General features: G+C 62.8%; 14 protein-coding genes. 9 read left to right on the forward strand and 5 right to left on the reverse strand.

Annotated elements, in window-relative coordinates; all coding sequences use genetic code 11:
• Window positions 1-206: 206 nt before the first annotated feature.
• Both QZ213_RS15195 and QZ213_RS15200 read right to left on the reverse strand, forming a co-directional pair.
• Window positions 207-557 carry a hypothetical protein gene (locus tag QZ213_RS15195; RefSeq protein ID WP_291686906.1) on the reverse strand — a complete coding sequence of 117 codons (351 nt, stop codon included), beginning with the start codon at window positions 555-557 and terminating at the stop codon, window positions 207-209.
• The gene (locus QZ213_RS15200; protein ID WP_291686907.1) at window positions 550-723 is read right to left on the reverse strand and encodes a hypothetical protein; all 174 of its coding nucleotides are present in this window, start codon (window positions 721-723) and stop codon (window positions 550-552) included. Before QZ213_RS15200 ends, QZ213_RS15195 begins: the two co-directional genes overlap by 8 nt.
• 747 nt (window positions 724-1470) lie before the next feature.
• Here QZ213_RS15200 and QZ213_RS15205 point away from each other — a divergent pair.
• The gene (locus QZ213_RS15205) at window positions 1471-1845 is read left to right on the forward strand and encodes a hypothetical protein (RefSeq protein WP_291686908.1); all 375 of its coding nucleotides are present in this window, start codon (window positions 1471-1473) and stop codon (window positions 1843-1845) included.
• 95 nt (window positions 1846-1940) lie between these two features.
• Here the strand turns inward: QZ213_RS15205 and QZ213_RS15210 are convergent, their stop codons facing one another.
• Window positions 1941-3275 carry a polysaccharide deacetylase family protein gene (locus tag QZ213_RS15210; protein ID WP_291686909.1) on the reverse strand — a complete coding sequence of 445 codons (1335 nt, stop codon included), beginning with the start codon at window positions 3273-3275 and terminating at the stop codon, window positions 1941-1943.
• A 66-nt stretch (window positions 3276-3341) separates the two neighbouring features.
• Window positions 3342-4172 carry a polysaccharide deacetylase family protein gene (locus QZ213_RS15215; RefSeq protein ID WP_291686919.1) on the reverse strand — a complete coding sequence of 277 codons (831 nt, stop codon included), beginning with the start codon at window positions 4170-4172 and terminating at the stop codon, window positions 3342-3344.
• 102 nt (window positions 4173-4274) lie between these two features.
• Between QZ213_RS15215 and mgtE the strand changes: the two genes are divergently transcribed.
• The 4 genes from mgtE to QZ213_RS15235 all read left to right on the forward strand — a co-directional run bounded on the left by mgtE (window position 4275) and on the right by QZ213_RS15235 (window position 8713).
• Window positions 4275-5693, forward strand: a complete 1419-nt coding sequence (gene mgtE, locus QZ213_RS15220; protein ID WP_291686910.1) for a magnesium transporter — start codon at window positions 4275-4277, stop codon at window positions 5691-5693.
• 870 nt (window positions 5694-6563) lie between these two features.
• Window positions 6564-6887 carry a helix-turn-helix domain-containing protein gene (locus QZ213_RS15225; protein ID WP_291686911.1) on the forward strand — a complete coding sequence of 108 codons (324 nt, stop codon included), beginning with the start codon at window positions 6564-6566 and terminating at the stop codon, window positions 6885-6887.
• A 109-nt stretch (window positions 6888-6996) separates the two neighbouring features.
• Complete coding sequence (locus tag QZ213_RS15230) at window positions 6997-7815, forward strand: aldo/keto reductase (protein WP_291686912.1); 819 nt, start codon at window positions 6997-6999, stop codon at window positions 7813-7815.
• 55 nt (window positions 7816-7870) lie between these two features.
• Window positions 7871-8713 (forward strand): hypothetical protein, encoded by an 843-nt coding sequence (locus QZ213_RS15235; protein WP_291686913.1) that lies wholly within the window; start codon window positions 7871-7873, stop codon window positions 8711-8713.
• Window positions 8714-8730: 17 nt separating this feature from the next.
• On the opposite strand, the gene QZ213_RS15240 is transcribed toward QZ213_RS15235, so the two are convergent.
• On the reverse strand, window positions 8731-9408 hold the full coding sequence (locus tag QZ213_RS15240; RefSeq protein WP_291686914.1) for a DUF599 domain-containing protein: 678 nt from the start codon (window positions 9406-9408) through the stop codon (window positions 8731-8733).
• A gap of 143 nt (window positions 9409-9551) precedes the next feature.
• On the opposite strand from QZ213_RS15240, the gene QZ213_RS15245 reads away from it, so the two are divergent.
• The 4 genes from QZ213_RS15245 to QZ213_RS15260 all read left to right on the forward strand — a co-directional run.
• Window positions 9552-10208, forward strand: coding sequence for a glutathione S-transferase family protein (locus QZ213_RS15245; protein ID WP_291686915.1), 657 nt, complete (start codon window positions 9552-9554; stop codon window positions 10206-10208).
• Between the two features lie 409 nt (window positions 10209-10617).
• Window positions 10618-11028: a YidB family protein gene (locus tag QZ213_RS15250; RefSeq protein ID WP_365885066.1), complete on the forward strand. Its 411-nt coding sequence runs from the start codon at window positions 10618-10620 to the stop codon at window positions 11026-11028.
• Between the two features lie 209 nt (window positions 11029-11237).
• On the forward strand, window positions 11238-11441 hold the full coding sequence (locus QZ213_RS15255; RefSeq protein WP_291686917.1) for a hypothetical protein: 204 nt from the start codon (window positions 11238-11240) through the stop codon (window positions 11439-11441).
• 151 nt (window positions 11442-11592) lie between these two features.
• On the forward strand, window positions 11593-12436 hold an 844-nt coding region (locus tag QZ213_RS15260), incomplete at its 3' end, for a hypothetical protein (RefSeq protein WP_291686918.1).

A 12436-nucleotide genomic window follows, 5' to 3' on the forward strand; every position in this document is an offset into this window, starting at 1 on the left:
CCTATCCATGAAATAGCCGACCCCAAGCCGCGGCCCTGCTGCGCAACGAAAAAGGGGCGACCCTCGCGAGCCGCCCCTCCGTAGTCATTCGTCGTGGTCCCTAGGTGTAGAGGCCATCCCCAGGATAAAGGGCTTCGTAGTCCGTCATGACCTTGTTGAAGAAGGCGTAGGTCTGGTCACGCCAGGCGTCTACCGGCAGATGACTGTCATCGTTGTAGGAGGAACCTTGCCTCAGCCGGCGCTCCACCGCCTGTATCACCTCGACGATGAGGACGTTGACGCCGCGCGTTGCCGGGGTCTTCCGTCGTCACGGCGTCGCCATAGACACCGGAGACGACCTCGTCGAGAACCTTTCCGATATGTCTATACTGGCTCTTGGTCTCGATCATGATACGGGTGTTGCTTGGCGGCCAAGCAGCAGCAGTAGATGGCCTCATCGCTGGCGGCCAGTCCTCTAAGTAGTACCTTATCAGTTGCGGGGGCTCCTTCATCATGAAGACCATGGGCGGATCGTCGGGGCTTGTCGGCTTGTTGTCGATCTCGATCTGATCAGACATCGGCGTTGCCTCCGATCTCCGCAGCCTTGGCCGCTCTCAGCTTCGACGGATCGAACTCCACCATCTCGATTTCTTCGTCTTCCGCCGCCTTGAGTGCCGCCCACAGCGCGTCGACCTTCGGCAAAGTCGTCTCACTCACCTTGAACTTAATGTGGTATTTTTTCATAACCATCGTCTCCTGCCGACGGCATGCCCCGATATCGCGGTGGCACCTCGGCGCGCCAATGGTGTTCTCAAGAATATCCAGCAGTTGCGCGTCTCATTTTCTGACCTGAGTCTTGTCGGGAAGGAGGCCGCCAAATGAACCGGATACGGCTGTTAACCCTCACGTTAACCCCAGGTAAAAATGATGGTCTAACGCTCTCGGAAATATCATCTAAGTATTTGAAACCATTGGCGATCCCAGCAGGATTCGAACCTGCAACCCACGGAGTAGAAATCCGTTACTCGATCAACTCAATTTGGAAGAAGGGTGAGAGCATCGCTCAAAATAGCCGTTTTCGATCAACGGGCCGTTATGCTACCACCTTTTCGGTAACATCATGATTCTAAACGATTGTCGCACTCCCTCCGAGCGCACCAAGGAATCCTGTGATGTGGCGGTGACTCCGTGACCGTTCCCAAAGCGCCCCTTGCCCGATGGGTGCTGGTGATTCGAAGTCAGAAGCTTTCGGAGCGCATCGCAGAGCGGACCTGGAGGGGGGCAGTCAGCACCTATCCGCGTCCGTACCGATTTTTAACCCCAACATGCGCGGATGGTGGCGAAGGCCGGGACGGTAGCCGTGCCGTAACACCGTTGGCGTAGATCGGGGACGCGGCGTCCGGGCTGGCGATTCCGGCTTGCGGACCCACGTTTTTTGCGATTGCGCCCGATCAAGGACGATCCAGGCCGACTCTCGATAGGAATCCATACATGAAGATCCTTAGCTACGCCTATCGGTTTGTCTCCAACTTCCTGTTTCTGGCGCTCGTCTATTACAGCCTGAATTTCATGGAGAAGTATCCGCAGCGCGCGACCCTCGCGATCCTCGTGCTGGTCTATGCCGCGATGCGCGCGGCAACGGCGTTGCGGTCGTTCTATTTCTTCCAGAAGATCGAGCGCCTCGAGTTCGAGGCGCGGCGTCTTGCAGGCCTAACCGGGGACGGCCCTGCCGCCGCGTCCCAGCGCAAGCAGGTCGTCAGCGAGGTCACGGTGCTGCGCCGCGCCGGCGAGATCAATGCCTATATCGACCTGTTGTTTCTGGCGATGATCGTGCTGCTGTGCATCTCGAAGATCGTGACGAATTGAGGCCTGAAAGCGTTCTTGAGCGAAAGCCTGCCCCGTAGTGGATGCGGGGGATACCGGTTCGCGTAACGAAACGCGTCAAATAAAGAACCTCCGCCTCACGCGCTTCTTTTCCTGACCTGCACCAGATGCTTCAGCGCGCCGCCGCGGCCATGCGCGGCATTGCGGGCTCCGCGGCCACCGGCATGGCGCAGGCCCGCCGGATGAGATCTGCCGCGCAGCGTCCGCGCGGAACTGCCGGCGGCGGCTGAAATCGCCTCATGATCGTCCGGGCCGCTGCTTTGCTCGGCGCGGCGCGTCAGGCCTCGCGTGGCCGCGCGCAGCCCCTCCTTTATCTCGAAAACGCTGAGCGCCGGCACCGGCAGGGCTTTGCCGGCGGCCTCGGCCTCCGGTGGCAGCGGCGATTGCCGCGGCCAGGGGGCCTGCCGCGGCAGCGGGACGCCGTGCCCGATCCGTCCCGCGCGATCCTCCGAAAGCGTCATCGACCCTCCGTCACGCCAGTCCAGATCCGATAGCGCGGGAGCGGGAAGGGTGCCGGCATAGGCGAAGACGAAATTGGGGATTTTGGGCCAGTGCGAGGTCGCGACATCTTCCGAGGTCGGATGCAGCTGCCAGTCCTGCGGCTCGGTCGGCGTCGCCGGATTTTGCGGAGTCGCCGGCACAACGTGGACAATGCGGTAGCCGCGCGCCTTCAGCTCATGCAGGATTTTCGGCAGTGCCGCGACGGTTCGCGCCTGGATGTCGTGCAGCAGCAGAATGCCTTTTCCCTTGTCCTCGAGCCGTTTGATCGCGAGGTCATAGACCCGCGCGGAGGATATATGGCGCCAGTCGTCGGCCAGAAAATCGGCGCTCCAGACCTGGATGCCCTGCGAGGCCAGATAGTCCTCGACGACCTCGGCGCGCAGCAGGCCCGGAATCCGGAAGAACGGCGCGAGTGCTGCATCGTCGCTGCCAAGCGCGGATTTCACCGATGCGATGCCGTCGTCGATCTCCTGTTTGGCGCGATCGATCGGCATGTGATTCATGGTGAGCGGATGAGTCTGGCTGTGGGTGCCGACGCTGTGACCGGCCGCGATCAGCTTGCGGATGCCTTCCGGATAGGCCTTCGCCATCCGGCCGATCTCGAAGAAAGTCGCCTTCACGCATTGCGAGGCGAGGATGTCGAGAATCTGGTTGCTGTTGCGCGGCAGCGGGCCGTCGTCGAAGGTCAGCACCACCTCGTGATCCCGCAGCGGCAGCGTCTCGGCATATTGCATGGTGCCGATACGCGGATGCTCGTGCGGATCGACCACCAGCGTGCGGAAGGTACCGATCGCGTCGGGATGGCCGGGACAGTCGGCCGCCTCGGCGGAATATGCGGTGATGCAGGTCAGTAACCCCAGGCATATCGCGGCCCGCTGCCGCCTGCCGACCAAAGCCCACGCATCACCCATCGTACCACACCGTCTGCATTCCAAATTTTAGCGGCCGATCATCCACGCCCCGTCATGAACGGCGGCTTAATGCTCCAGTTCCGCAGATGATTTCGGCCCTTCCGGCACAGCTTCGACATGTGCTGCGGGCTCCGCGGGCACCACATGAACCACGCGATAGTGATTGTCACGCAGATAACGCAAGAAAGCCGGCAGCATGGCTGCGGTTTGCGCCCTGGGGTCGTGAAACAGGATGATGCCCCGGCCGGCTGCCTTCAGCCGATCGGCGACCAGTTGCAACTCCCGACGGGGGGTCATCAGCCTCCAGTCGCTGGCCCAGAGGTCGGCACCGAATACCACGATGCCGCGGGATTGCAGGAGGTCGAGGGTCGCAGGCCTCGATTCGAAGTAGGGAAAGCGAAAGAACGGCGTGCTCGGCACATCGGTCGTGACACCATGAAGCGCCGCTTCGACCGCCTCGATGCCACGGTCGATTTCCTGCGATACCTGGTCGGGCGGGATCTGCGCCAGGTCGCGGTGGCTCCAGGTATGGTGTCCGATGGTGTGGCCTCCGGCAGCGATCCTGCGCACCAGCGCAGGATGTTCCTGGGCCGCCTTGCCGACCAGGAAGAACGTCGCCTGCACGCATTGCGCGGCCAGCGCTGCCAGCGCCTTCTGGGTCGAAGCAGGCGATGGGCCGTCATCGAAAGTCAGCACGACCTCATGATCGCCGAGCGGCAGCGTCTGTGGGAAGTGTTTCAGCCCGACCCGCGGCGTCGTGGCGGCATCGACGGGGAGTACGCGAGACGTGCCGAGCACCCCCGCGCGCGGGCACGCCCCCGCCCGGGCCGCAGCCGTCCACGAGAGGCAGGCCACGAGGGTCGCGGCCAGGAGCTTGTTCAATTTCCGACCCCGCATCCGCCGACGATATTTGTCATTGCGCTTGGTGTTGCCCATTGGGTAATGCGTGAAGCGTAGCTCAGACGAGTTGAGCAAATCTGTCAAACGGCGAGGCGCGGCATGGCCGAAGATCTGGACGTTGCCCACACCGCCGGCCCGTTGCTCGACCGTATGCCCATGCGCGCAGAAGATGGCGAAATTCGCCAAGAATTCGTCGAGCAGATCGCGGGCGCGATCCATGCCGCCGATACGCCGTTCCTGCGCGCTGTGGTTGCAGAACTCCACGAGGCTGACCTCGGCGATCTGATCGCGGCGCTGGAACCCGACGACCGCGTCAGCCTGGTTGAAATGACGGGAACCGATTTCGACTTCTCGGCGCTGAACGAAGTCGACGACTCCGTCCGCGAGGAAATCCTCGAGGAACTCGAACCCGAGACGGTCGCGGAGGGCGTCCGCGAACTGCAATCCGACGACGCCGTCGAATTGCTCGAGGGCCTCGACGAGCAGGACAAGGAGGAAATCCTCGAAAAGCTGCCGCCATCGGAGCGCGATGCGCTGGAGCGCAGTCTCGACTATCCGGAAAATTCCGCCGGCAGGCGGATGCAGACCGAGTTCATCACTGTGCCGCCGGAATGGACGGTCGGGCAGGCGATCGACTACATGCGCGACGCCCCGAACCTGCCGGACCGCTTTTACGAGATCTACGCTGTCGACCAGGCGCAGCACTGGCACGGCGCGGTGTCGCTGGATGCGCTGCTGCGTTCGCGCAGGTTGGTGCCGCTGTCGGATCTGATTGACGAAGATCGCCGCCGCGTTTCCGTGATGGACGATCAGGAAGAGGTGGCGCGGCTGTTCGGCAAATATAACCTGGTCGCGGCTCCCGTGGTAGACACCGAGAACCGGCTGGTCGGCGTCATCACCGTCGACGACGTAGTCGACGTGATCGAGGAGGAGGCCGACGAGGATTTGAAAGCGCTGGGCGGCGTTACCAGCGACGAAGAATTGTCCGACAATGTCTGGACCATCGCCAAGGGCCGCTTCAATTGGCTGCTGGTCAATCTCGCGACCGCGTTTCTGGCCTCCTCCGTGCTCGGCCTGTTCGAAGGCCAATTGGAGAAAATGGTAGCGCTGGCGGTGCTCGCCCCGATCGTCGCCAGTCAGGGCGGCAATGCCGCCACCCAGACCATGACGGTTGCGGTGCGCGCGCTGGCGACGCGCGAACTCGGCTCCAACAACGCGTTTCGCGTCGTCATCCGCGAGGGCCTGGTCGGCCTGGTCAACGGGCTTGCCTTCGCGGTGATTACTGGCGTCGCCGCGGTGGTGTGGTTCAGGATTCCGGGGCTCGGGGTGGTGATCGGACTCGCGATCGTCTGCAATCTGGTCGCGGGCGCGCTTGGCGGCATTCTGATTCCGATGGTGCTGGAACGGGTGCGCGCCGATCCTGCGGTGGCGTCGGGCACCTTCGTCACCACCATCACCGACGTGGTCGGCTTCTTCTCGTTCCTCGGCATTGCCACCCTCTGGTTCGGACTGAACTAAAGCGACGTTTTCGACGACCCGCCAGCCATGCAAAAATGGGACCCAGCTGCCCATCTGCTGCGGGTTCCGCCTCATCGTGTGCCCCATTTTGGCCACAGCCGGTTTCTTAAACGGCAAAAGCGGATTTTAATCCGCTCATTCAACCAGCCGCTTGGCACTTTTTTTGGTGCCGCCGATTAGCGGCTTCTTGATCGCGCAGCGCGATCTCCCCTCAGTAAGGAACATCCATGATGCGTATTCTCATGGCTGCGACGGCAGTGCTTTGTTTGATCGGATCGGGTGCAGAGGCTCGGTCGTACCATCACCATCATGCCGGTGGTGGTCGTCACTATGCGGGTCGGCCGGCCGCTTGGTGCGGATGGTATATGCGTGGCCAGGTCGGCAGCGATCCCGGCCCCTCGTTCAATCTCGCCCGGTCCTGGGCCCACTATGGATCAAATGCCGGTGGCCCAACGGTCGGGGCTATCGTCGTCTGGCGTCACCACGTCGGCAAGATTGTCGGCCAGGAAAACGGGCAGTGGATCGTGCAGAGCGGCAACGACGGTCATGCCGTTCGGACGCGTCCGCGATCGGTGGCTGGCGCTATCGCGTTCCGGTGGAGCTGACGGGTTGGACGGAATGCTGGTGCGTTAGGCAATCGGAGAACGAACCGCACCCCGCATTATGCCGACCCATTTTGAAGTCGGCCCGCGCCACAAGCGCGGGCCGTTTTCGTTCGTCAGGATGTTGAGCGGATCAACCAAAGGCCATTGCGATAAAGCCGTGGGAGAGCGGTTCACTGCCGCCGCCACGATCGTCGGAGAACCTCGCACAGATCGTCTTTAATCAAGCCTTAACGCGCATCGCCGAGAATCTTGCTCGGAGTCGACCATGCAGCGCTTGCGGCTGAAAGCGGACGGACGGATCGTCGAATTGCGGGACGGGCAGGAGTTTCCGCTCGCCCCGGCGACGCCTTTGGCCCCGCCGGCGTTGATCGCCATGCCGCTCGACGCAGCGGCGCTGCCTGCGGTGCGCGACCTCCGCCGCCGCGCACGCCTGACCCAGCAGCAGTTCGCCACGCAGTTAGGGGTGCCGGTCGAGACCATCCGGAACTGGGAACAAGGCAAACGCATGCCGCGCGGGCCGGCGAGGGCGCTGCTCGCCGTGATCGCGCACGCGCCGGACACGGTATTTGCGGCTCTGGCGCGAGGCTGATCTGCAAAACACACCTGATTTCCATATCGAGGCCTGATCGGTCACCGCGCGTGTTGGCAGCGCGACGGCGGAGGGACATAATGCGGGTTGATTAGTCCGAGTCCCCACGATGCTGTACGTCGAAGCCAATGGCGCTAAAATCCCCGCGATCGGACTGGGCACCTGGGAGCTGCGCGGGCGAGCCTGCGCGCGTCTGGTCGAGCAGGCGCTGAGATTGGGCTATCGTCACGTCGACACCGCACAGGTCTACGAGAATGAGCGCGAAGTCGGCGAAGGGCTGCGCGCCGCGCACGTCAGGCGCGAGGATGTGTTCGTGACCACCAAGGTCTGGACCACTCATTTCGCGCCGAACGACCTCGAACGATCCACCAAGGAGAGCCTGACCAAATTGCGGCTGTCCGAGATCGATCTGTTGCTGCTGCACTGGCCAAATCCGCACGTGCCGCTGGCGGAAACGCTGGGCGCGCTGGCGCATGTCAAGAAGCTCGGCATGGCCAGGCATATCGGGGTTTCCAACTTCACGGTAGCGTTGCTCGACGAGGCGGTGGCGGCCTGTCCGGAGCCCCTTGTGTGCAATCAGGTCGAATACCACCCTTATCTCGACCAGACCCGGGTCAGGGAAGCCTGCGCGCGCCACGGCATGGCGGTGGTCGCCTATAGTCCGGTGGCGAAGGGACGCATCAAGAGCGACGAGACACTGGGACGGATCGGGCAGGCCCACGGCAAGACTCGCGCCCAGATTTGCCTGCGCTGGCTGGTGCAGCAGAATGCCGCCGCGATACCGCGGACCTCGAAGATCGAGCGGCTGTCGGAAAACATCGACATCTTCGATTTCGCGCTGTCCGATGACGAGATGCAGCAACTCTTCGCGATGGGCAGCCCCAAGGGCCGGCTCACCGATTTCGGTTTCGCGCCGAAATGGGATTGAGACCTGTGCGTGGGCCGCTATGTTCTTGGCGGCATCGAAAATTTGAACACCTAAGATGAACCCAGGTCGGATTCTGCGCGCGGGCATCACGGCATCGGCGGTCGCCCATCTGTCGATCCTGATGCTGGTGCTGTTCTTTACCGAAGTGCATCCGTACGGATCGGTCACGGCCGAGCCGATCACGGTCGATATCGTGTCGCCGGCCGAGGCCCCGCCGGACCCGAAGAATCCGGATCCCAAGAAGGAGGAGCCGGTTCCGGAACCGAAAGCGAAGCCTTCCGAAACCCTCGACCTTCCTTCGAAATCGGAAGCCGCATCGGCGCCTGCGGCTTCGCCGCCACCACCCGCAGCCCAGCAGCCGCCGGCCGCGCCGCCGCAACGACAGACGGCAATGACGGCTCCGTCTTCCGCTCCGCAACCAGCCGGAGCCCGGCCGCAACCGCCGACGGCCTCGCCATCGCCGGGCTATACGCCTCCGGAGCCTGATCTTTCCATCAAGTATCACGTGATGCTCGGCCTGCCTCCGGATCTTCCGGTGGAGCCGGCCAAGGGGGCGAAGGACGACTACGACGCGCAAGCGTCGAAGAAAGCCGACATCGATTCCGGTCCCGTCGCCGAATTTCGACGTCATCTGAAGGCATGCTCGAAATTGCCGCCATCAATTTCGCCGTCGGATAGCGTGATGATCAGGCTGCGGGTGTTCATGACGCCCGATGGCAAGCTCTCCGCCGACCCCGTGGTGCTCGAGGGTAGCGGTAATTTAAAGGGCCTCGATCTCAGGCAAAGCGCGATTGATGCGCTGCAGGCCTGTCAGCCCTACAAGATGCTGCCACCGGACCGATACGGCGAATGGAACGTGCTCGACCTGACCTTCACGCCGCAGGATTTCGCGGGCTGATCCTGGAGCGGCTGGTCCTAACCTCCCATCGCGCGCCAGGCGCTCGAGGCGAACTGACGGCGCCAGGTAACGATCACGACCGCCGCCGTCGATACGAACAGGACCCAGGGACTGACGAACCAGCCGAGATAGCCCAGCGCGAAGAAGAACGCGCGTTGGCCGCGATTGAAGTGCCTTCCCGCAGTCTCGAACAGCCTTGTCGTCCGGACGACATGCGCTTCCGCGCCCGGGGTGTCGCGTTCTTGCACCGGCGGCATCGCCCCGAGCAGGATCGCGACGTAATTGAACAGCCGGTAAGACCAGGCGAATTTGAAGAACGCGTAGATGAAGATCAGGATCAGGCCGACGCATTTGATCTCCCACAGCGCTGGCGACGGGGACAGATCGATCGGCAGGGCGGCAAAGACGGCGAGCGCCTCGTTGGTCGAACGCAGCAGGGCCAGTGCGCCGCCGACCGCGATCAGGCTGGTGGAGGCGAAAAACGCCGTGCCGTTCTGCAGCGAACCCATGATCTGCATGTCGACCATGCGGCTGTCACGATCGAGCAGGCGCCGGATCCAGGTCTCGCGGTAGGCATGCATGCGGGAGGACAGGCTGTCCTGTCCATAGGCGCTATGTTCGAGCGTGACGGCGTACACCGTCCATTCCAGCGTGAAGAAGCCGACCGCCAGAATATCGATCCAATATCCGCTCATGCCGCGTCCCCCATGAAGGCGAATGCTGCCATGCGCGCTGAATCGCGGCAACCGGCATCGGGGACTTTGAGGGGTACGACTGCGCGGGTTGTATGCCCGCCGCGGGGCATGGCAAAGTGCCGCGCAAGAGAGGATTTCTGCGCATGGCCTTGAAGCTCGTGATCGGTAACAAGAACTATTCGTCGTGGTCGATGCGGCCGTGGCTGGCGCTGCGCGCCAACGACATCGCCTTCGACGAAATCTTCATCCCGCTCTATACCGGTGAGGCCGATAAACATCGCATCCTGGATTTTACCCGTTCGGGCAAGGTTCCGGCGCTGATCGATGGCGACGTCACGGTCTGGGATTCGCTTTCCATCATCGAATATGTCGCCGAACGGTTTCCGGAAGCCCGGCTGTGGCCGGAGGACCGCGCATCGCGCGCCCATGCGCGGTCGATTTCGGCGGAAATGCATTCGGGATTCATGGCGCTGCGCAACGAGTGCGGCATGAATCTGCACCGGCCGGTCCGCGCGATCGCGCTGTCGGCGGATGCGCGCGCCAACGTCGCCCGAATCCAGGAGATATGGATCGATTGCCGCGAGCGTTATGGAAATCTCGGACCGTTCCTGTTCGGCAAGTTCGGCGCCGCCGACGCCATGTTCGCGCCGGTGGTGCACCGCTTGCGCACCTATGCGATTGCGGTTGAGCCCGCGGCACAGCCCTATGTGGAAACGATGATGGCGCTGCCGGCCTTCCAGGAATGGACGCGCGCGGGCCTCGCGGAAACCCTCGTCATCGAAAGGCTCGAGAACGTGTAAGGCTCGCCGGGAACACGTCGCTTGGTTCCGGTGGAAAATTCCCTGGGCCTTCTAAGACGCTCACCGAGTTCGCTCTTGTACATTCTGCGGAACGAATCTCTCCCTCACGCGTGATGTATTTCGCTGGGTGGTATAGTGGGGTCCTATCGTGATCGGCAGACACTATTTCGCGCGTCAGGCAACGACGCTTCTCAAGTTCGCCAACTCAACCACGAATGCAAAGCTTGCCGCGGTCCTGGTCGAAAAGGCGGCGAAACTCAAATCGCAAGTTGACGAGACAAAGCCTCTCCCGGACCAGGGCCCCTGGCCTCCCGACGTCGAGATGCCGCGCCTGAATGGCAGTGAGGAACGGTAGTCGCGAAGCGGTGACGGATTCGCGGCTTGACCGAACCAAGCAAAAAGGTTCTGAATCGGGAACCGAAACCAGCGCCATTCAGCGAAAGGGTTTGCCATGGGAATTCTCGATTCACTGGAAAATTCGCCGGCGTTCAAAGGCGCACTCGGCCAGCTCGAGGCCGCCGTGGTCCCTGTGGTGTTGAGCGAGGTGCTCGGCAATGGCAGCCAGGGCGGGCTTAACGCGATCGTCGCCAAGCTGCAGCAGGCCGGCTTCGGCGAGCAGGTCAAATCCTGGATCGGGAACGGTCAGAACCTGCCGATCACGGCTGAGCAGTTGCAGCAGGTGCTCGGCAGCGACACCGTCAAGCAGTTGGCCGCGCGGTTCAATATCCCGGTCGATCAGCTCGCCAAGGTTCTGGCGCAGCAATTGCCCACCGCGGTGGATCATGCCAGCCCGGACGGCAAGCTGCCGCATAGCGCCTAAGCGCCGGAGCAGGGCGGTTCCGGACAGCGGCAGACCCAGTTGGTCCGGAAGCCGGAGCGGCATTATCATACTGAAAAACCTGCGAAATCTGCGTATTTGCTATGTCCCGATGTAACTGGCCAACGGGAACGGCGCTGTGCTATATAGCCGCGGGTTCTTCAGTCGGCCGTAGCAAGCGGGACCGTGGGCGCGGCCGACGTATTTTGCGTATGGAGAGGGCGTTGAAGCACAAATACAACGTTGGTGAGACCGTCTATTTCACTGCCAGCAATGTCGCGCGTCCGGCCGCCACCGGCACCTATGAGGTGATCCGGCTGCTTCCGACCGACGGCGACGACTGCCAGTACCGGATCAAGAATTCGACCGAAGCGTTCGAGCGGGTGGCCAAGGAAAGCCAACTCAATGTTTCCTGAAGATCGCGTGCGCGGCGGGTGAAGCGGGTTCCATTTCATCTCTCGCCGTCAAACGGCCCCGTTCTCAAAAACATTCTGTGCAAATGAATGCGAAGGAATTGGCGTTCACTTCCGTGGAATGCGCTCTATGCTGCGCTGAGGGACATCGCGCATGAACTGGGCCTGGGCCACATCGCTCGACCAAATCTGGCGATCGCCGTCTTTCCCGATGTGGCTGACTTTGGCCGCAGCGGGATTTTTCGGGATCATCGTGCTGATCACGCTGTTGCGCGCCGAGAAATCGGTCGCTAACGGCGCGCTGACCGTGATCACGCTGCTGGCCGTCGGCATCGCGGTAGCCGCGACGATTCGCGAGTTCGGTCCGGCTGGGCGGCCGGCGCCGGCCGAGAGGGCCGGCTCCTACCAGCCGATGAACGCCGCGCTGCCGGCCTTGTCTTGCATCGACGATATCGCCGGCGACATCGTCCTGGCGGCGTGTGAAAAGGTATTGTTCGGTTCTGCCGAATCTGCAGCGGCGGCGGTATCCTATGCAGCTTCCCAGATCACGCGACTGACCGCGTCCGGCGACGTCGCCTCGGCCAACCGGAGCATCACGCCCGAACTGCAGATGCTGCGCGCTGCGGTGGAGCGCGACCGCTACGGCCTGATGGCGCAGGTGCTGCTGGCGCGCGATCATTGCACGCCGTCGAACTGCAGGGCGTTCCGGGCGCTGACTGATAATCGCCAGATCGTCGCCAACATGGAGGCGCGGCCCTATGACGGCCTGATCGCGCGGTATGCGCCGCTGTGGAACATGCCAGCGGCGGCGCCGGGGCCGGTTGCCACGCTCGCGCCGACGATGCCCACGGGCAAACCAACCAATGCGGATTTTCCCTCGGCAGCATCGACCCCACCGGTCAGCATCATGACGCCGGAGCCGATGACGTCGCCGGCGCCACGCGCGCCGGCATCGCCGCCGGTTGCCAATGCGCCATCGCCACCGCGCCCGCCCGCGA

This window comes from Bradyrhizobium sp., from assembly GCF_017881085.1.
Lineage (GTDB): Bacteria > Pseudomonadota > Alphaproteobacteria > Rhizobiales > Xanthobacteraceae > Bradyrhizobium.

Excerpts from the sequence above, each read along its gene's own strand:
- QZ213_RS15195 (WP_291686906.1), bottom strand. The coding sequence starts at position 557 with ATGTCTGATCAGATCGAGATCGACAACAAGCCGACAAGCCCCGACGAT.
- QZ213_RS15200 (WP_291686907.1), bottom strand. The coding sequence starts at position 723 with ATGAAAAAATACCACATTAAGTTCAAGGTGAGTGAGACGACTTTGCCG.
- QZ213_RS15205 (WP_291686908.1), top strand. The coding sequence starts at position 1,471 with ATGAAGATCCTTAGCTACGCCTATCGGTTTGTCTCCAACTTCCTGTTT.
- QZ213_RS15210 (WP_291686909.1), bottom strand. The coding sequence starts at position 3,275 with ATGGGTGATGCGTGGGCTTTGGTCGGCAGGCGGCAGCGGGCCGCGATA.
- QZ213_RS15215 (WP_291686919.1), bottom strand. The coding sequence starts at position 4,172 with ATGCGGGGTCGGAAATTGAACAAGCTCCTGGCCGCGACCCTCGTGGCC.
- mgtE (WP_291686910.1), top strand. The coding sequence starts at position 4,275 with ATGGCCGAAGATCTGGACGTTGCCCACACCGCCGGCCCGTTGCTCGAC.
- QZ213_RS15225 (WP_291686911.1), top strand. The coding sequence starts at position 6,564 with ATGCAGCGCTTGCGGCTGAAAGCGGACGGACGGATCGTCGAATTGCGG.
- QZ213_RS15230 (WP_291686912.1), top strand. The coding sequence starts at position 6,997 with ATGCTGTACGTCGAAGCCAATGGCGCTAAAATCCCCGCGATCGGACTG.
- QZ213_RS15235 (WP_291686913.1), top strand. The coding sequence starts at position 7,871 with ATGAACCCAGGTCGGATTCTGCGCGCGGGCATCACGGCATCGGCGGTC.
- QZ213_RS15240 (WP_291686914.1), bottom strand. The coding sequence starts at position 9,408 with ATGAGCGGATATTGGATCGATATTCTGGCGGTCGGCTTCTTCACGCTG.
- QZ213_RS15245 (WP_291686915.1), top strand. The coding sequence starts at position 9,552 with ATGGCCTTGAAGCTCGTGATCGGTAACAAGAACTATTCGTCGTGGTCG.
- QZ213_RS15255 (WP_291686917.1), top strand. The coding sequence starts at position 11,238 with ATGGAGAGGGCGTTGAAGCACAAATACAACGTTGGTGAGACCGTCTAT.